A 17,258-nucleotide genomic window follows, 5' to 3' on the forward strand; every position below is an offset into this window, starting at 1 on the left:
TCCGTTGGCAGCATCAGCTTCGGAAGCTTCATTTGGGGCGGGCAAGGCCCCTGAGCTGGGCGTGCGCTTGGCACCAGGTCTCATCACCCTTGGTCGCCTTCACCGTGATTCCCTGCTGTTCCCCGCTCTATCTGGTGCGCTTGTGGTGCGTCGGTCGTGTCTTGGCCTTGTGCCGTCAACTCGCCGGCTCCGCCGTACAGATCGGAGCGGAGACGCTCCTTGGCTGCCTCAAGGCGCGGACCGTAGTCGGGCATGAAGATCTCACTCAGCGTCTTGTCCAGCGTTCCGGAGATCGCGTAGATCGGCGACCAGACGGCTCGATCGTGCACGATCCCCTCAAGGTCGTCGGACCGGAACATGACTTGGTACAGCCAGTCCGACAGCACGAACGCTTGATCGCGCGTGAGCCTGATGGTGATCGCATCCTCATCCACGCGCCCAACCTAGCCCTCGACTGGTTGTGCCCAGCCGGCGGAGACAGACATCCGATGCGGTTGATCAGTCAAGCGGTGGCGGGGAAGGCGGTGTGTTCGTCGTAGGGGATGTGGTGGGTGAGGCAGTGGTGCAGGCGGTTGAAGAGGTTGCGTTGGGCTGCGACGTGGCGGTCTTCGGCGGCGCGGCGGCGGTCGTAATGGGCTCGTGCTCCGGGGGATGCGGTGAGGGCGGCGAAGGCCCAGATGTGGCCGGCTGAGGCGAGGCTGGTTCTTGATGTGCCTGGCCAGGACGGTGGTCTTGCGGCCGGAGGATCGGGTGAGGGGGCCACCCCCGGCGCTGCTTCATCAGGCGGGCAGGCATGAAGGACGCGGTGACCGGTGAGGCGCTGATGACCGTCGGCGTCGCCTACATCGACGAGGGCGAGTCGTCGCTGATCCAGGTCACCGTCCCGGAAAGCGGAGTGACCGAGGGCCTGACGGTCGGTGCTCCGGTCTCGCTGCCGGGTTTGGTGGCGCGGCCGTGGAAGAACGTCTTCAACGGCCAGGAGCGGCACGGCATCGCCTACCGGGCGACCGCTGTTGCTCCGGGTGCCTTCCCGATGGCTCAGGCGAGCTGATCGCTGTGACGGACATGGTTACGTTGGCCGAGCTGGGTGGTCCGCTCGCTGCGATAGGCGGCGCCGCCTACGCCCGTCACGCCTACCCGGCGGCGTACTGGTCCACGGTCGGGCTGCCGCTCTCGGTTGGCCCGGCTGCTGGCCTCGTACTCCTCGACCATGGACGCCTGCGGCCTGACCGTGCAGCCGTCCCGGTGGCGGGCGCTGGCCGTCCGGGCGACCACCCGCCGTGAGATCCGGCCGGTGCCTCCGCGTCGGGGCGTCATCCGGCCCACCACGACTGGCCTGCGCATGCGGCTGCGGCTGGCTCCGCCGAAACGGCCCCCCGGGGCAAGCTGATCCCCTGACCTGCACTGCAATCCGAACAGCCACGACTGATCACGGGCGGCCGCGACCGACGGCCGCCCCGGCGGTCAACGGTCTGGTCGCCGTCACGGTCGTACGGGGACAGGATGGAGATGACGGAAGTGGCCCAGCGGACTCGGCGGCGCCGAACGCCGGGACGCGGCAGCGGAAGGAGATGCGCCGCCATGCCCCAGTTCATGGATGTCCACCACGGGATGAAGGGCATCTCGGCCGACCAGCTGCAGAAGGCGCACCAGGCCGATCTTGCCATCGAGGACGAAGAAGGCGTCCACTTCGAGAAGGCCTGGGCGGACCCGGAGTCCGGCACGGTCTACTGCCTCTCCGAGGCCCCCTCGGCCGAAGCGGTCCAGCGCATCCACGAGCGCGCCGGTCACCGGGCCGACGAGATCCACCCGGTGCCCCTGACCTCGTGACCTAGGCCGTACCAAGGCCGTACCAAGGCCGTGACCAAGGCCCCCGCCCGCGACGACTCCCGGAACCCGAGGACGGACCGCGGGCGAGGGTGGCCGGCCGTGCGCACGGACGCCCTGTTCATGTCGCCGTGTCGCGACGCAGCGAGTCCGCGAACCTCGCGAGCGCCGTGAAGTCCGGCGTCCGCAGACCCACCCGCGGGTCCACGTGGTGCAGCAGAGCAGGGCCGGGATGCCCGGCCGTCACGTACGCGGTGTCCGCGGGGGTCTGCTCGTCGTCCACCCAGGCGAAGGGGCGGCCCGCCGCGTACGTCACGATCGCCTCCGTCTTCCAGTGGACGCCGTCGGGCCGGAAGGCGAACAGTCCGTCGCCGAAGTCGACGTACGGCAGTTCGGGCAGGCCGAGGACCGGGGCGATCCAGCGGTTCGCGGCGTCCATCCAGGTGGTGGCCCAGCACAGGTCGTAGCCCAGCTCCAGCAGCGCCGGGCCGTGCGACGGGTTCAGCCAGACCCGCAGCACCCGGCCCGGATGCAGTGCCACCCGGATCGTCGTGTAGCCCTCGGGGCGCCGCTCCGGCTGGGCAGCCCACGGGTTGAGGGGGCCGTCTACGTCGAGGAACAGCAGCGGGCGGCTCACGAGGCCACCTTACGGCTCGGTCGCCCCGCGGCTCAGCTCCCGGGCGCGGACGCCGACAGGCGCTCGTGGGCGGCCCGCAGTGCCTCGACGGTCTCCCGGCCGGCGGGGCGCAGCGGTGCGCGCACCGGGCCCGCGGGCAGTCCGAGCGCGCCGAGCAGCCCCTTGACGGTCACGGTGCCGGGCAGCCCGGAGGCCATCGTCAACTCCACGAGCTCGATGGCTTGTTGCTGCAACCGCGCCGCCAGCGCGGTGTCGCCCGCGTCGAACGCGTTCAGGACGGCACGCAGTTGACGCGGTGCCGCGTTCGCGACCGTGCTGACGTATCCGGTGCCGCCCACCGCGTACAGGGCGAGGATGTGCTCGTCGCAGCCGGCGTAGACCGCCAACTCGGTGCGGGCCAGCAGCTTCTGGACGCCGAGGAGGTCGTAGGAGCAGTCCTTGACTGCCGTGATCCGGGGATGCTCGGCCAGCCGGAGCATCGTGTCGGGCTCGATGCGGGTGCCCGTGCGGCCGGGGATGTCGTAGAGCACGACCGGCAGGCCACAGGCGTCCGCGACCGTGCGGAAGTGCTCCTCCACAGCGTCCTGCGGGGGCCTGCTGTAGTACGGCGTCACCACCAGGACCGCGTCGGCGCCCGCCTTCTCGGCCGCCAGGGCGAGTTCGACGGTGTGCCGGGTGTCGGCCGTCCCCACGCCCGCCACGATCGAGGCCCGGTCCCCGACGGCCTCGCGCACGGCCCGGATCAGCGCCGCCTTCTCGGCGTCCGTCGTGGTCGGCGACTCGCCCGTCGTGCCGCTCAGGACCAGGCCGTCGCAGCCCTCGCGCACCAGCCGGTCGGCGAGCCGCTGGGCCCCGTCGAGGTCGAGCGCCTCCGCGTCGGCGGTGAACGGTGTGATCATGGCGCACAGGGCGCGGCCGAGCGGCGGGGCGGGAGCGGGCGCTGTTGTCATGCAGGCAGTGTCGGCGACCATACCGTGAAGCTCCACTTAAATCTTCTACGGAGTTCCGATAAGCGATGCTGCATAGTGTGGCGGCACAGTGATACCGCACAGTGTCCTCCACGCGCGGGACGGCGTCCCCTCCGGCGCCCTGTGTCCAAGTCGCCCGTCATGCGTCACCATGGGACTGAGGTCCCCGACGGGCAGCCCTGGGAGGCGTCATGAAGCTCGGCAAGGCACTGGCCACCGGAGTCGCGGAGGAGCAGCGGGAGCCGCGGGTCGCCGAGGAGGAGATCGAACGTCCCGAGGAGATCCAGGAACCGCAGGCCGCCGCGCCCGAAGAGGTCCCGGCCGCCCGATGAGGCTGCGGCTGCCGACGGAACGCCCGACGGAGCCGCCGACCGGTTACAAGATCGCTCACCCGGTGCTGTCCCAGGACGGCACCCGGGCCGGTTTCACCGGAGTGTCGCTCGGCGGCGCGCTGCCGTACGGCGTCGTCGCCGACGCGGCCTGCGTCTACGGCCGCCGGCACCGCCCGCCCGCCCGGCTGTGCGACTGCGGCTTCCACTGCGTGCACGAACGCACCGCGGCCGAGGCGCTGCTGTGCACCGCCGAGCACCGGTCCGCGGTGCTCCTCGAGGTGTCGGTGCTGGGCGCCTACATCCGCTTCGAGCGCGGCTTCCGCTACGCCCGGCAGCGGGTGCGGACGATGACGGTCGGCCCGTGCGCGTGCGGCGCGCCCGCCGTCGCGCTGGCCGACGCGGGCTGGGGGCGACCCGGACTGCGGGCCCTGGCCGCCGCGTGCGCGGCCTGCGTACGAGGACGTGTCTCCGTGACCCCCGCGAGCTTCGCCCGGCTGGCCGGGGACGGGCTGCGGGCCGTGACCGACGGCGCGCTGGGCGGCGCGGCCCTCGGTGACGTGCCGTCGGCACCGGGCGCCGGCACGGGAGCGCCCGGCGGGGCGGCGGGCGCGGGCCGGGGCCCGGGCGGGACGCGGGCTCCCGGTGCCGCCGAGGCGGACGGCGTGCCCGGGCGACCGACCACGCCTGATGGGCTCACCACGCCTGATGGTCTCACCACGCCTGATGGGCTCACCCCGCCGGACGGGTTCACCCCGCCCGTCGGGTTCACCCCGCCCGTCGGATTCCCCCCGCCCGAAGGACTCGGCGCGCCCCAAGAGCTGGGCGTGCCCGAACTCGCCGCCGAGGCCGCACTGTTGCAGGCGCGGCTCGACTGGTTCCAGACCCAGCTGGCGCGGCTCGGCGAGCGCGGGACCGGCCCGGCGGGCCACGGGTAGCGGGGGCGCCTCTGGGTACCCGGGTTGTTCCGGACCGAGAGGAGGCGGGACACCGTGACCGGGACCATCGAAGCCAGACCTGTGCGCGAGCTGCCCCACCCGGTGGGCGACCGCTCGGTGGGCGAACTCGTGCACCAGGCCACCGAGGACCTCTCCCTGCTCGTACGGCAGGAAGTGGCCCTCGCCAAGGAGGAGCTGACCGCGAAGGGCCGGCGCATGGGGCGCGGCGGCGGGCTGCTGGGCGCCGCGGGCGCCATCGCCTACGTCGGACTGATCGCGCTCGCCGGCACGGCCGTCGCCGCACTCTCCCTGGCGCTGCCCGTGTGGGCGTCGGCGCTCATCGTGACGGGCGCCCTGTTCGCGATCGCGGGGCTGCTGGCCGTGGTCGGCCGCTCCCAGTTGCGGCGAGCCGGACCGCCCACACCGCAGCGGACGATCGGCAGCGTCAAGGCGGACGTCGAGGAGCTCAAGGAAAGGGCGCACCACCGATGACGGACAGGACGCAGGGCACGGGCGGCGGGTCGAGGCGGGCCCTCGGCGCGAAGGGCCCCGACGAACTGCGCGCGCAGATCGAGCAGACCAGGAGCCGGCTCGGCGACACCGTCGAGGAACTGGCGGCCCGGGCCGATGTGAAGGGCCGGGCCAAGGCGCGCGCCGCGGATCTGCGCGACCGGGCCGGCGCGATGACGGTCGGCCTGCGGGGCACGGCCGCACAGGTCGGCCACCGCGCCCAGGAGAAGGCGACCCTGGTCGGGCACAAGGCGCAGGAGCGGGCCGGAGTCGCCGGGCACCGGGCGCAGGAGCGGGCCACCCTGGTCGGGCACCGTACCCAGGAGAGGGCAGCCCTGGTGGGACACCGGGCGCAGGAGAAGGCCACGTCGATGGGGCACAGGGCCGAGCAGGCGGTCCCCGGACCCGTGACCGACGCCGTCCAGGCCTGCCGGCGCAACCCACGCCCCCTGATGATCGCGGGCGCGGTCTGCGCGGCCGCGGTGGCGGCCGGGCTGCTGGTGCGCCGGTACAAGCGCAGGACATGCCAGTAGGGCCTCCTCCAAGGGATGCCGCCGCCCTCCACCGGACCGGTGGGGGGCGGCGGCCTGTCCGGGACCACTCGGGCCGGGCCGGCGCCGCACGCCGAACACCGAACACTCCGAAAACCGGGACCAGCCGAAAACTCGGGTCGTCTGGACAAAAAAAGTTTTCGGTGAGACGGTGGACCCATGCTGGACGTGACCGTGATCGAGGACCCCGAGGCGGCGGCGGTCTCCCTGGACCCCGTCCGGGCCCGGCTGCTCGCCGAACTGGCGGCCGGACCCGCGTCGGCCGCCATGCTGGCCGGGCAGGTCGGCCTGGCCCGGCAGAAGGTGAACTACCACCTCAAGACGCTGGAGCGGCACGGCCTGGTCGAGCTGGCCGGCGAGCGCCGCAAGGGCAACGTCACCGAGCGGCTGATGCGCGCGACCGCCGCGTCGTACGTCATCTCGCCGCTCGCGCTGGCCGCCGTGCAGCCCGACCCGGACCGCTTCCGCGACCAGCTGTCCGCGCGCTGGCTGCTCGCCCTCGGCGCCCGGCTGGTGCGCGACGTCGGCGCGCTGATCACCGGTGCGGCCAAGGCCCGCCAGCGGCTGGCCACATACGCGCTGGACGGCGAGGTGCGCTTCGCCTCGGCCGCCGACCGGGCGGCCTTCGTCCAGGAACTGACGGCGGGCGTGAGCGCCCTGATCCGCAAGTACGACGCCCCCGACGCCGAAGCCGGTCGCGACCACCGGATCGTCGTGGCCGTCCACCCCACCCTCAAGGCAACAGAGCAGGACTAGTCAGGAGCCCGCAATGTCCAAGGAATTCGAGATCGCCCGCGAGTTCGAGGTCGACGCCACCCCGGAGCAGGTGTGGGAGGCCGTCACCACCGGCACCGGAGGGTATCTGTGGCCGATGGAGCCGCCCGAGCCCCGGGTCGGCGGCAGGGGCCCCTTCGGGTCCAAGGTCACCGCATGGGAGCCGCCGCACCGCTACACCAACCGCGTCGAGGACGTCGAGGGCATCTCCGAGCAGACCCTCAACCAGCTCGACTACACGATCGAGCCCCGCGACGAGGGGCGACGGGCCTGGGTGCGGTACGTGCACAGCGGCATCTTCGTCGACGACTGGGACAACCAGTACGACGGCGCCGCCAAGCACACCGACTTCTATCTGCACACCCTGCGCGAGTACCTGGTCCACTTCGCGCCCCGGCCGGCCGCCTTCGCCACGTTCGACGGGCCCGAGGCGTCGAAGGCCGCCGACGCCCTCGCCGTGGTCGGGCGGGCGCTCGGTGTCGGCGAGGACGTGGCGGCGGGCACGCGGCTGACCGTCCGGGGGCCGGACACGTTCGAGGCCGTGGTCGACTTCCGCAACCCGTACTTCATCGGACTGCGCACGGACCGGGGCCTCACCCGCGTCTTCGGGCGCAACCACTGGGGGCACCCGGTCGGCATCTCCCTGCACGACTTCGCGCCCGGCGCCGACATCAAGGAGTGCGAGGCCGCCTGGCAGGACTGGCTGAACGACGTGTTCAGCCAGTCCTGAACCCGGCGCGCCGTTCAGCCGGTCCTGAACCTCGCGCGCCCTACGGGCGGAACCGCAGCACCTGCGGGTCGTGGTCGCTGATCTGGTCGTGGAACTCCGAGTTGATGTGCACGCTGTCGTACTCGAAGTCGCAGCCGCGCCGGATCGCCGGGCTGATCAGGATCTGGTCCAGGACCTGCTGGTTGCCCTGGTAGTCGTAGGTGTAACGCTCGCTCTTCGGCAGCGACTTGATCGCCGACCACAGCTCGCCGTCACCCTCGAGGATCTTCGCGGTGCCGGAGAACTCGAAGTCGTTCATGTCGCCGAGCGCGATGACGTTCGCGTTCTTCTGCACGGACAGGATGTCCTTGACGAACGCGTTGACCACGGTCGCCTGGGCGTGGCGCTGGATCTCCGAGCTGCGCACCGGCGGCTGGTACTGCGCGGCCAGACCCTGGTCGCCGCCCTTGGAGTTGAGGTGGTTGGCGATCACGAAGACCGTCTTGCCGCGGAAGACGAACTCGCTGGCCAGCGGCTTGCGGCTGTTGCTCCAGGCCGCGTCGGCCGGGTCGACGCGGCCCGGGGAGGCCGTCAGCCGAGCCTTGCCGTGCACCTTGGTCACGCCGACGGCGGTGGTGGAGTCGCCGCCCGGACGGTCCACGAAGGACACCCGCTCCGGGTTGAAGAGGAACACCTGGCGGATGTTGCCGCCCGGCTCGCCGCCGTCCTGGTCGTTGACCGGGTCGATCCCGCGCCAGTCGTACTTCGGGCCGCCCGCCGCGACGATCGCGTCGATCAGCTTGTTCACGGTCTCGCTCGCGTCGACCGTGCCGTCGTCCGTGGCGCCGTTGTCGTCCTGGATCTCCTCCAGCGACACGATGTCGGGCGACCGGAGGTTGTTCACGATCGCGGAGGCGTGCTGGTCGAAGGTGCTGTCCGACGGGTCGAGGTTCTCGACGTTGTAGGTCGCCACCGCCAGCTCGCGGCCCGACTGCTTCCGGGTCGTCTCGCGCTCCAGGCCGCCGGCCTTCAGCGTGCCGAGTTCGCTCGCGACCAGGGTGTAGCCGCCGTACTGGTTGAAGTCCAGCGGGCCGGTGGTGGTGCCCTCCAGGGTGTCGCCGACGTTCGCCACCGGGAAGTCGGCCGTCGAGCCCAGCGACTGGATCTGAAGGCGGCCGGTGTTCTGGGAGTCGTAGGAGCCGTAGACGGTGCCGCCGCGGGGGCTCGGGTGCTCGTGCGGCTTCACCGTCACCCACAGCTCGCTGTACGGGTCGGTGGCGGTGACCACGCGGGCGTCGGCGACCTGGACGTTCATGCCCTCCAGGGACTCGTAGTAGTCCAGGGCGTACGTCGCGGGGTCCAGGGTCAGGCCGTTGACCGAGCCGGACGCGGCGGTGTCGCCGGCGGGGGCGTACGCGTCCGGCACCGAGTCCTCGTCGACGACGACCGGCGCCGGGACCGCGTTTCCGGTGGAGACCGTGGTGATCACCGGCTTGGTGATCTCGGTGACCGACTGGTTGCCGGAGGACGCGCCGCCCGGGACGAACTCCGAGACCGTGCCGGTGACCGTGACGGAGTCACCGACGGCGACCTTCGGGGCGGAGCTGGTGAAGACGAACACGCCCTCGCTGGTGGCCGGGTCGTCGTCGGGGGCCGGGTCCTGGATCCAGAAGCCCCTGGAGGAGCCGTAGGCGCGGGTGGCCGTGACGATGCCGGGCACGTCCGTGACCTTCTGGCCCGCGAACGGCGATATTCGGGTCGTGCCCTGGATGTCGTGGACGCGCACCGAGTCGGCGTGCGCGGGCGTGGTGAGGACGACGGCCGATGCCGCCGAGCACACGGCGGCGACGGTGAGCGCGGCGAGGCGCGCGGAAGACCTGCTCGGCAAGGGATCCCTCCGGGGACGTGCGTGAGCGCCGGGACGAGGGTGGAACGGAAGCGTGCCGGGGCTCAGGCCCTGTCGTGACACGCGTAGAGCCGAGTGAACAGTTGTCCCCCCAACGTCTACGCGCGTCAATCTCCTGCCTGACGACGGGGGTTGTCAAGGTTTCGGCCATGTACGGCCGCTGGCGACCAGATGAACCGGGCGGCATCGGTGGAAATCCGTCTAGGCTGAGCGGTTGAGTCGTCAAGGCCCTCAGGCCCGCCCACGTCCAGGCCCTCAGGCCCGCTAGGAGAACCAGCCGATGTCAGACAGGTCCCCGTTGCCGCCGGTGCGGCTCGCTTCCGAACCGGAGCTGGCCCGGGACGCCCTCGCCACCCCGCTGCTCTCGCGCGCCGCCCGGCTCGCCCGCTGGGCCGGACCCGCCACCCGGGTCGACGCCGGCGGCGCGCTGGCCGAGGAGCAACTGCCCGAGGCGGCCGGAGTGCTGGGGCTGGCCGGGGACGACGCCGCGGCCCTGGCGAGCGAGGCCTGGCGGATCGCCGTCGACACCGGGCTCGTGGAGATCACCGACGAGGAGGAGGGCACCGTCGCCGCGGGCGCCGAGCTGCGCCTGCTCACCGGCGGCTCGCCGCAGGACGCGCTCGGGGTGTGGCTGACCGGGCTGGAGGCCGTGCTGGCCGACGCGAGCGTGCCCGATCTGGAGGGCCTGATCGACGCGATGGACGAGGGCGGCGCCGTCGACCTCTCCGCGCTCGGCTGGGACCCCGAGGCCGAGGCCGACTTCCTGGACGGCGTGCTCGCCAACCTCTACCTGCTCACCGCCGGCGAGGACGGCCCCGCCGGCGCCCCGGTGCCGCTGCCCGTCCTGGCCGCCTCCATGATCGTGCCCGGCGACATCGCCGAGCCCACCAACGACATGCTGGAACAGGTCTCCGACGCCATGATGCGGCTGGACGACCAGTTCCGGCTGCTGGAGCCGGCCGGACTCGTGGAGTACCGGCCGGTGGACGAGGCGCTCCTGGCGGACGCCGAGCACACCGAGGACACCGCCGCCGATCCGGCGGCCCCCGAGGGCGAGGTGGACGTCACCCGCTACGGCATGGTGCGGCTGACCCCCCTCGGACTGTACGGGGTGCGGGCCCGGCTGCTGGACGCCGGCCACGACGCCCCGGCGGTCGGCGACCTCGCGGACAAGGGCGCGGACGCGCTGCTCGACGGCACCGCCGGCTACCCGGCCGCCGCCACCCACGCCGAGACCGAGCAGTGGCTGGCGCGCCGCGAACCCCTCGGCGCGGCACGCGAGTTGCTGGCCGCGGCGCGCGGCGCGGACGCCGGGGCCCCGCTGCGGCGGCTGCGCTGCCAGCAGGCCCTGTCCCTGGTGGGCGCCGTGGCCGAACCGGCGCTGCGCGAGGTGCTCGACGACGCCGAACTGGGCGGGCTGGCCCGGGTCTGGCTGACCGAGCGGGGCCTGCCCGACGTACCGCCGCCGTCCCAGGACATGGTCTTCTGGCTCACCATCGACACCGTGGCCGCGCAACTGGCGGCCGAGGGGGACTCCGAGGAGCTGCACGCCCTCGTGCAGGGTCTCGCCGAGCAGCACAGCGGGTTCTTCGCGGCGGCCTGGCGGGTGGACCACCCGGGGACGGCGGACGTGCTGGAGGCCATGGGGCGGCTGCACCCGGACAAGAAGATCGCCAAGGAGGCCCGCAAGGCGGCCTTCAAGGCACGGTCGGCGCACGGGGGCTGACCGCTGCTGCCGCCGTGCCGGCGCTGGGTCGGCATCGGGTTGCCGCTGGGCCGGTAGTGGGTCGGCATCGGGTTGCCGCCGGGCCGGCACTGGGGCTGCGCCGGAGGTGTCCCGGCTGACTTGGGTCTTCCGTGGGGTCGCGCATACGGGTTCATGAAACAAGGCCCGGTGAAGTCGACCGGTGTTCAGCCGCCGTTCAGGCGCGGGCGGGACGGTTGCGCCGAACCGAGGCCCGCCACCCTCCACGGCAGCTTCCACCGTCTCAGGAGACACACACCATGTCGCTCACCCGCAGGGACTTCGCCAGAAAATCCGCGATCACCGGTGCCGGGGTCGCCCTGGCGGGCAGCGTCGGCGCGCTCGCCACCGCGCCGAACGCCCTCGCCGCCACGGACATCGACAGCGACGAGGCGGAGACCGCGCGCGGTGGCCACCACGCCGGCGTCGGCTACGGCCCGCTGATCGCCGACCCGAACGGCATCCTCGCGCTGCCCGCCGGCTTCTCGTACAAGGTCATCACCTACAGCGGCCGGACGAAGCTGGAGTCCGGCGAGTTCACGCCGTCCAACCACGACGGCACCGCCACCTTCGAGGGCCCCCGCGGCGCCGTCCTGCTGGTCAACAACCACGAGCTCGCCGGTGCCCGCGCCCAGTGGCCGCACCCGGTGCCGCTCACCGAGGGCCTGGTCTACGACCCGGCCGCGGCCGGCGGCTGCACCGTCGTCGAGGTCCGCCGCGGCGGCGAGGTCGCCGAGTGGGTGGGCATCGCCGGTACCGCCACCAACTGCGCGGGCGGCAGCACCCCCTGGGGCACCTGGCTGACCTGCGAGGAGACCGAGGACAAGGCCGGCAAGAACGGCTTCACCAAGGACCACGGCTACGTCTTCGAGGTCGACCCGGAGGACCACCGGGCCAACCGCGACCCCAAGCCGGTCAAGGCCTTCGGCCGCTACGCCCACGAAGCGGTCGTCATCGACCCCAAGCGCGGGCACGCGTACCTCACCGAGGACGCCTCCGGCCCCAACGGCCTGCTCTACCGCTGGACCCCGCCGGAGGGCTTCCGCCACGGCCGGGGCAGGCTGCGCACCCTCGCCAACGACGCGGGCGTCCTTCAGGCGTTCAAGTGCTTCGACTCCGGCGGCAAGTTCGTGGACGACCTGTCCCGCGCGACGAGGATCGGCACGGTCTACGGCGTCGACTGGGTGGACGTCCCCGACCGGGACGCCAAGCAGGTCTCCACCCGTAAGCAGTTCAAGGACGGCGAGATCACCCGCGCCCGCAAGCTGGAGGGCATGTGGTGGGGTGACGGCGGCACCTACATCGTCTCCTCCTACGCCCGCGAGGAGAGCCCCGTCCAGCACGACGGCCAGGTCTGGTTCTACGACCCCAAGCGCCGCACCCTCACCCTGAAGGTGCTGCTCGGCGTCAACCCGGACCCGGCCAAGGACGGCGCCTTCGACGGCCCGGACAACATCACCGTCTCCCCCTACGGCGGCCTCGTCATCGCCGAGGACGGCGAAGGCGTCCAGCACCTGTTCGGCGCCACCGAGAGCGGCCGCACCTACCCGATCGCCCGCAACGAACTGAACATCGGCACCGAGGAGGAGCCGGAGTACAGCGAGTTCACCGGAGTCACCTTCTCGCCCGACGGCAGGACCCTGTTCGCCAACATCCAGACCCCCGGCATCATGCTCGCCATCACCGGTCCGTGGAAGCGGCAGAAGCGGGGCTGAACCCCTTCTGAATGACCGGGAATTAATTCGCTCGCCCGTCCCGCGGCTCCCCTCCTAGAGTGATGCACGTCCAGGTGCGACAGGCAGGACCTACTTCCACTCTTAATGGGGAGGCCGCGGGTTCGAATCCCGCCACCGGCTCGACATGCCGGTGTAGCTCAGTGGCAGAGCACCGACCGTCGGTTCAGCCGCCCTCGATCTCTGGACACCGAAAACTTCATGCACCTCCCGGTGCGCCGGTGACGGCTACTTCTCTTTCAAGGGACGAAAACAGCCGCCGCCGACCTGATCTCGGGAGGCGCAGCTCATGGTGGGTGCCCGGTGCGCAGGCAACGGTTACTTCCTTGGATCGGACGGTTGCGGGTTCGAGTCCCGTCATCGACTTCGGGTCGATGTAGCTCAATCGGCAGAGCATCTGGCATAAAGTCCGTCGCCGACCCCTGATCTCGGGCACCCTCCTTCTGCTGCGCCTCCCCGACACTCTCTTGAATTCGGGGGAATTCATCATGGCGCGATTCAATTCCAAGGCAGCCAAGGCGCAGCCCACCTCGCGGGTCACCTCCACGGGGCGCGTGCTGCGCACGTACGAGGGCGGCCGGGGCCGCGAGCGCGACGCACGCTCGGAGCTCTTTCTGCTCGCGATCTCGAACATGGTCTCCCAGCAGACCTTCTACGAGTCCGGCGCCGACCGCGACGACCGGTTCGCGAAGCTCGTGCGCGAGCTCGCCGTCGCCGACCCGTCGTGGACGGCCGGCCTGCTCGGCTGGCTGCGCGGTGAGGGCAACATGCGGACGGCCTCGATCGTGGGCGCCGCCGAGTACGTCCACGCACGGCTGGCGGCGGGTGCGACCGACGGCCCGTCCAACCGGCAGGTCGTCGACAGTGTGCTCCAGCGCCCGGACGAGCCCGGAGAGCTGCTCGCCTACTGGACGGCGACCTACGGCCGTGCCGTGCCCAAGCCCCTCAAGCGCGGGATCGCCGACGCCGTACGGCGGCTCTACCACGCCAAGTCGCTGCTGAAGTACGACACCGCGTCCAAGGGCTACCGCTTCGGCGACATCCTCAACCTGGTGCACGCCGCGCCGGACCCGGACAAGCCGTGGCAGGGTGAGCTGTTCCGGCACGCCCTCGACCGGCGGCACCACCCGGAGAACGCCGTGCCGCCCGCGTCGATCCCGGTGCTGGCCGCACACCGCGAGCTGATGGCGCTGCCCGTCGAGCGGCGCCGGGCGGTCGTCAACGAGCCCGGCGGCGCCGAGCGGCTGGCCGCGGCCGGGATCACCTGGGAGGCGCTGGCCGGCTGGATCCAGGGCCCGATGGACAAGGCGGCCTGGGAGGCCGTGATTCCGTCCATGGGCGCGATGGCGCTGGTGCGCAACCTGCGGAACTTCGACCAGGCAGGCGTGTCCGACGAGGTCGCGGCCCAGGTGGCGGCAAGGATCAGCGACCCGGCCGAGGTCGCGCGCTCGCGGCAGTTCCCCTTCCGGTACCTCGCCGCGTACCAGCACGCGCCCTCGCTGCGCTGGTCCTATCCGCTGGAGCAGGCGCTCGCCCACTCGCTGGCCAACGTGCCGGCGCTGCCGGGCCGGACGCTCGTGCTGGTCGACCGCTCGGGTTCGATGTTCTGGTCGCAGGTGTCCGAGCGCTCGCAGCTCAACCGGGCCGACGCGGCGGCGATCTTCGGCACCGCGCTCGCGCTGCGTGCCGCGCACGCCGACCTCGTCGAGTTCGGCACCACCAGCAACGCGGTGGAGTTCCGCAAGGGCGAGTCCGTGCTGAAGGTTCTGGACCGCTTCGGCAACCTGGGCGGCACCGACACCACCGAGGCGGTGCGCCGGCACTACCGCAAGCACGACCGGGTGCTGATCGTCACCGACGAGCAGTACGCCCCGAACCGCCACGGCGACCCGACCGCCCAGGTCCCGGCCCACATCCCGGTCTATACCTGGAACCTCGAGGGCTACCGGGCCGGTCACGGCCCGTCGGGCAAGGGCAACCGCCATGTGTTCGGGGGACTCTCGGACGCCGCCTTCCGGATGGTCCCGCTGCTGGAGTCGGCACGCAGCACCGACTGGCCGTGGGCGGCCTGACGGCCGGACGGCCCGACTTCCGGGCCGTCGGCCGGCCCGGCAGCCGGGTCATCGCGGCAGCGCACCGGTGACCGCGAGGCCGTCCATGTAGTCGCGCACATGGACGAGCAGGCCGTCGCGGACCCGCATCACCAGCAGGCCGGGGACCTCGAAAGGTGCGCCGGTGGTGGTCACGGTCCCGGTGACGGTCTGCTCGACGGTGATCACCTCCGGGTCGGTGGACTGGTGCACCGCCACTTCGTGGACGGTCTCCGGGCGCGCGGGGCTCGCGCCCCACAGCGACCGGTAGCCCGCGCGCACCTCTTCGCGCCCCTGGTAGCGCGCGGGCAGGCCCGGGAAGCGGAACGGGAACTCGTGCACCGCGTCGACCGCGTACAGGTCGGCGAGGTCGTCGGCGGACTTGTCGAGGATCGCGCGGCGGTAGCGGGCCAGTACGGCCCGTGGGCCGGAGTCGGCCGAGGCAGAGCTGGACACGGGTCGGACTCCGTTCGGCGGATGACCGGGGACAACCGGGGACAGTCCCCGGTTTGTGCCCGATAACATACGGAGATGCTCTCCGGTTCGCAAGGAGTATCTGGATGACGCGGGGCAGGCCCATGCGCGCGGACGCTCGACGCAATTACGAGCGGTTGCTGAAGGTGGCGGCGGAAGCCTTCGCCGAGCAGGGGGAGAACGCGTCGCTGGACGAGATCGCCAAGCGGGCCGGGGTCGGTTCCGGCACGCTGTACCGCCACTTCCCGAACCGCAGGGCGTTGCTGGAGGCCGCCTACGTCGACCGGATCGAGGCCATCGCCGCCCGCGCCGACGAGCTGGCGGACGGCCTGGCGCCGGGCGAGGCCCTGACGGAGTGGCTGTACGAGCTGTGCGTGGGCTCGATCCAGGTGCGCGGCCTGAAGGCGCTGCTCGGGTCGGCCGTCACGGACGGTTCGCCCGGCGCGGTCACCGCCTGTGCCGCCTCGATCAAGGGTGCCGCGACCCGGATGGTGGAGGCGGCCCGGCGGGAGGGCGCCCTGCGTGCCGACCTCGAGCCGGTGGAGCTGCTGCGGCTGGCGCACGGGGTGGCGACGGCCGCCGAGCTGGCGGACGGGCACGGCGGGCAGATCCGCCGGTATCTGTCCCTGCTCATGGAGGGGGTGCGGGCGCCCCGCGGGTGAGGGCGCCCCGACCGTCGCACGGGCAGCGCCTACAGTGCCTGGGCCGCCGGCTTCACCATGTTCCGCACGGTGCGGGCCTTGACGAAGTCGCCCATGGCCGTCATCTCCCACTCGCCGGAGAACTGGCGGATCAGCTTGGCCATCATCACGCCGGTCTGGGCCTCGGCGTGGGTGAGGTCGAAGCGCACCAGCTCCTCGCCGGTGGTGGCGTCCAGGAGACGGCAGTAGGCCTTGGCGACGTCGGTGAACTTCTGGCCGGAGAAGGAGTTGACCGTGAAGACCAGGCCGGTGACCTCCTGCGGAAGACGCCCGAGGTCGACCGTGATCACCTCGTCGTCGCCCGCGCCCTCGCCCGTGAGGTTGTCGCCGGAGTGCTTGACCGAGCCGTTCAGGATGGCCAGCTTGCCGAAGTAGCAGCTGTCGATGTGGTTGCGCTGCGGGCCGTAGGCGATGACGGAGGCGTCCAGGTCGATGTCGGCGCCGCGGAACGCGGGCTCCCAGCCGAGGCCCATCTGCACCCGGGACAGCAGCGGGCGGCCGCCCTTGACCAGGGACACGGTCTGGTTCTTCTGCAGGCTGACCCGGCCCTTGTCGAGATTGATCTTCCCGGTGCCGGGCGCGGGCGCGGCGGCGGCCGGCGGGGCCGGGGGAGCGGGCGGGGCCTGCGGGGTGACCTGGGGCTGCATGGCCGGCGGCGGCGGGGCCATCGGCTGCGGCGGCGTGCCCGGGTGCGGCGGAGCGACCGGCTGGGCCGGTGCGGCCGGCTGCTGCGGGGCCGCCGGGGCCGCTGCCGGTTCCTCCACCGTCACGCCGAAGTCGGTCGCGATGCCCGCGAGGCCGTTGGCGTACCCCTGGCCGACCGCCCGCGCCTTCCACTGGCCGCCTCGCAGATAGATCTCGACGACCACCAGTGCCGTCTCGGCGCCGAGCTGCGGGGGCGTGAACGTGGCCAGGACACTGTTGTCGTCCGCGTTGCGGATCGTGGCCGTCGGTTCGATGCCCTGGAAGGTCTGGCCCGCGGCGTCCGGGCTCGCGGTGACGACGATCTTCTCGATGCCGGGCGGTACGGCCGCGGTGTCGACCGTGATCGCGTCGGGTGCGGTGCCGCCGCCCGAGCGGTAGGTCACGCCCGGGCCCGACGGCTGGTTGTAGAAGATGAAGTCGTCGTCGGAGCGCACCTTGCCGTCGGCGGTGAGCAGCAGGCCCGAGACGTCCAGCCGCACCGGAGCGGCCACGTCCACCGAGACGCGGGCGGCGGCGAGAGGGATGTTCGAGCCTGGGGTCATAGCTGTCATGTGGGGGGTAACGAACGAGGGCGCTTTACCGTTCCCTTACCTGAGGCCCCGACCCGGCGAACGGGTGACGCGCCCCGCCCCTGCCGCCGAACGGACCGCGCGCCCCCGTCG

At 72.2% G+C, this 17,258-nt stretch carries 16 protein-coding genes and 4 pseudogenes; 13 read left to right on the forward strand and 7 right to left on the reverse strand.

The annotated features are described in order from the left end of the window. Nucleotides 1–83 precede the first annotated feature (83 nt). Both ABZ484_RS03115 and ABZ484_RS03120 read right to left on the reverse strand, forming a co-directional pair. The gene (locus ABZ484_RS03115) at nt 84–434 is read right to left on the reverse strand and encodes a hypothetical protein (protein ID WP_358864156.1); all 351 of its coding nucleotides are present in this window, start codon (nt 432–434) and stop codon (nt 84–86) included. 68 nt (nt 435–502) lie between these two features. Continuing rightward, nucleotides 503–776 (reverse strand): annotated as a pseudogene (locus tag ABZ484_RS03120) (IS110 family transposase); the annotation flags it as partial. Between ABZ484_RS03120 and ABZ484_RS03125 the strand changes: the two are divergent. The 3 genes and pseudogenes from ABZ484_RS03125 to ABZ484_RS03135 all read left to right on the forward strand — a co-directional run bounded on the left by ABZ484_RS03125 (nt 709) and on the right by ABZ484_RS03135 (nt 1,830). Beyond that, nucleotides 709–1,051, forward strand: a pseudogene (locus ABZ484_RS03125) (hypothetical protein). The pseudogenes ABZ484_RS03120 and ABZ484_RS03125 sit on opposite strands and share 68 nt — an antisense overlap. A 5-nt stretch (nt 1,052–1,056) precedes the next feature. After that, nucleotides 1,057–1,363, forward strand: a pseudogene (locus ABZ484_RS03130) (conjugal transfer protein TraS); the annotation flags it as partial. A 218-nt stretch (nt 1,364–1,581) separates the two neighbouring features. Beyond that, nucleotides 1,582–1,830, forward strand: a complete 249-nt coding sequence (locus tag ABZ484_RS03135; RefSeq protein WP_358864157.1) for an SCO4226 family nickel-binding protein — start codon at nt 1,582–1,584, stop codon at nt 1,828–1,830. Between the two features lie 118 nt (nt 1,831–1,948). Here the strand turns inward: ABZ484_RS03135 and ABZ484_RS03140 are convergent, their stop codons facing one another. Further along, nucleotides 1,949–2,464: a hypothetical protein gene (locus tag ABZ484_RS03140; protein ID WP_358864158.1), complete on the reverse strand. Its 516-nt coding sequence runs from the start codon at nt 2,462–2,464 to the stop codon at nt 1,949–1,951. A 32-nt stretch (nt 2,465–2,496) separates the two neighbouring features. Next, nucleotides 2,497–3,414, reverse strand: a complete 918-nt coding sequence (dapA, locus tag ABZ484_RS03145; protein WP_358864159.1) for a 4-hydroxy-tetrahydrodipicolinate synthase — start codon at nt 3,412–3,414, stop codon at nt 2,497–2,499. Nucleotides 3,415–3,623: 209 nt separating this feature from the next. On the opposite strand from dapA, the gene ABZ484_RS03150 reads away from it, so the two are divergent. The 6 genes and pseudogenes from ABZ484_RS03150 (at nt 3,624) to ABZ484_RS03175 (ending at nt 7,264) form a co-directional block, all read left to right on the forward strand. After that, entirely contained in the window at nt 3,624–3,764 is a 141-nt protein-coding gene (locus tag ABZ484_RS03150) for a hypothetical protein (RefSeq protein WP_358864160.1), read from the forward strand. Beyond that, nucleotides 3,761–4,285, forward strand: a pseudogene (locus ABZ484_RS03155) (hypothetical protein); the annotation flags it as partial. The gene ABZ484_RS03150 and the pseudogene ABZ484_RS03155, both read left to right, overlap by 4 nt. Nucleotides 4,286–4,753: 468 nt before the next feature. After that, complete coding sequence (locus tag ABZ484_RS03160; protein ID WP_358864161.1) at nt 4,754–5,191, forward strand: phage holin family protein; 438 nt, start codon at nt 4,754–4,756, stop codon at nt 5,189–5,191. Continuing rightward, a complete protein-coding gene (locus ABZ484_RS03165) occupies nt 5,188–5,742 on the forward strand; it encodes a DUF3618 domain-containing protein (RefSeq protein WP_358864162.1) in 555 nt (184 codons plus the stop codon). The genes ABZ484_RS03160 and ABZ484_RS03165 overlap by 4 nt, the downstream gene beginning before the upstream one ends. A 177-nt stretch (nt 5,743–5,919) precedes the next feature. Then, nucleotides 5,920–6,516: a helix-turn-helix domain-containing protein gene (locus tag ABZ484_RS03170; RefSeq protein WP_358864163.1), complete on the forward strand. Its 597-nt coding sequence runs from the start codon at nt 5,920–5,922 to the stop codon at nt 6,514–6,516. 13 nt (nt 6,517–6,529) lie between these two features. After that, nucleotides 6,530–7,264, forward strand: a complete 735-nt coding sequence (locus tag ABZ484_RS03175; RefSeq protein ID WP_358864164.1) for an SRPBCC domain-containing protein — start codon at nt 6,530–6,532, stop codon at nt 7,262–7,264. A gap of 40 nt (nt 7,265–7,304) precedes the next feature. Here the strand turns inward: ABZ484_RS03175 and ABZ484_RS03180 are convergent, their stop codons facing one another. Further along, nucleotides 7,305–9,131, reverse strand: coding sequence for an endonuclease/exonuclease/phosphatase family protein (locus tag ABZ484_RS03180; RefSeq protein WP_358864165.1), 1,827 nt, complete (start codon nt 9,129–9,131; stop codon nt 7,305–7,307). A gap of 298 nt (nt 9,132–9,429) precedes the next feature. Between ABZ484_RS03180 and ABZ484_RS03185 the strand changes: the two genes are divergently transcribed. The 3 genes from ABZ484_RS03185 to ABZ484_RS03195 all read left to right on the forward strand — a co-directional run bounded on the left by ABZ484_RS03185 (nt 9,430) and on the right by ABZ484_RS03195 (nt 14,698). Continuing rightward, nucleotides 9,430–10,875, forward strand: coding sequence for a hypothetical protein (locus tag ABZ484_RS03185; RefSeq protein ID WP_358864166.1), 1,446 nt, complete (start codon nt 9,430–9,432; stop codon nt 10,873–10,875). A gap of 278 nt (nt 10,876–11,153) precedes the next feature. Continuing rightward, nucleotides 11,154–12,608 (forward strand): alkaline phosphatase PhoX, encoded by a 1,455-nt coding sequence (locus ABZ484_RS03190; RefSeq protein ID WP_358864167.1) that lies wholly within the window; start codon nt 11,154–11,156, stop codon nt 12,606–12,608. A 506-nt stretch (nt 12,609–13,114) separates the two neighbouring features. Further along, nucleotides 13,115–14,698, forward strand: coding sequence for a TROVE domain-containing protein (locus ABZ484_RS03195; protein WP_358864168.1), 1,584 nt, complete (start codon nt 13,115–13,117; stop codon nt 14,696–14,698). Between the two features lie 48 nt (nt 14,699–14,746). On the opposite strand, the gene ABZ484_RS03200 is transcribed toward ABZ484_RS03195, so the two are convergent. After that, the gene (locus ABZ484_RS03200; RefSeq protein WP_358864169.1) at nt 14,747–15,172 is read right to left on the reverse strand and encodes a nuclear transport factor 2 family protein; all 426 of its coding nucleotides are present in this window, start codon (nt 15,170–15,172) and stop codon (nt 14,747–14,749) included. 104 nt (nt 15,173–15,276) lie between these two features. On the opposite strand from ABZ484_RS03200, the gene ABZ484_RS03205 reads away from it, so the two are divergent. Then, nucleotides 15,277–15,852, forward strand: coding sequence for a helix-turn-helix domain-containing protein (locus tag ABZ484_RS03205; protein ID WP_358864170.1), 576 nt, complete (start codon nt 15,277–15,279; stop codon nt 15,850–15,852). Nucleotides 15,853–15,881: 29 nt separating this feature from the next. On the opposite strand, the gene ABZ484_RS03210 is transcribed toward ABZ484_RS03205, so the two are convergent. Next, a complete protein-coding gene (locus ABZ484_RS03210) occupies nt 15,882–17,138 on the reverse strand; it encodes a TerD family protein (protein ID WP_358864171.1) in 1,257 nt (418 codons plus the stop codon). Nucleotides 17,139–17,258: the final 120 nt, after the last annotated feature.

Origin of the sequence: Streptomyces sp. NPDC006393, assembly GCF_040628575.1 — a bacterium.
Classification (GTDB): Bacteria; Actinomycetota; Actinomycetes; order Streptomycetales; family Streptomycetaceae; genus Streptomyces.

Bases quoted from the DNA above. Each gene is read 5' to 3' on its own strand.
- ABZ484_RS03195 (WP_358864168.1), top strand. From the start codon at position 13,115: ATGGCGCGATTCAATTCCAAGGCAGCCAAGGCGCAGCCCACCTCGCGG.
- ABZ484_RS03205 (WP_358864170.1), top strand. From the start codon at position 15,277: ATGACGCGGGGCAGGCCCATGCGCGCGGACGCTCGACGCAATTACGAG.
- ABZ484_RS03165 (WP_358864162.1), top strand. From the start codon at position 5,188: ATGACGGACAGGACGCAGGGCACGGGCGGCGGGTCGAGGCGGGCCCTC.
- ABZ484_RS03135 (WP_358864157.1), top strand. From the start codon at position 1,582: ATGCCCCAGTTCATGGATGTCCACCACGGGATGAAGGGCATCTCGGCC.
- ABZ484_RS03170 (WP_358864163.1), top strand. From the start codon at position 5,920: ATGCTGGACGTGACCGTGATCGAGGACCCCGAGGCGGCGGCGGTCTCC.
- ABZ484_RS03190 (WP_358864167.1), top strand. From the start codon at position 11,154: ATGTCGCTCACCCGCAGGGACTTCGCCAGAAAATCCGCGATCACCGGT.
- dapA (WP_358864159.1), bottom strand. From the start codon at position 3,414: ATGACAACAGCGCCCGCTCCCGCCCCGCCGCTCGGCCGCGCCCTGTGC.
- ABZ484_RS03175 (WP_358864164.1), top strand. From the start codon at position 6,530: ATGTCCAAGGAATTCGAGATCGCCCGCGAGTTCGAGGTCGACGCCACC.
- ABZ484_RS03185 (WP_358864166.1), top strand. From the start codon at position 9,430: ATGTCAGACAGGTCCCCGTTGCCGCCGGTGCGGCTCGCTTCCGAACCG.
- ABZ484_RS03150 (WP_358864160.1), top strand. From the start codon at position 3,624: ATGAAGCTCGGCAAGGCACTGGCCACCGGAGTCGCGGAGGAGCAGCGG.
- ABZ484_RS03210 (WP_358864171.1), bottom strand. From the start codon at position 17,138: ATGACCCCAGGCTCGAACATCCCTCTCGCCGCCGCCCGCGTCTCGGTG.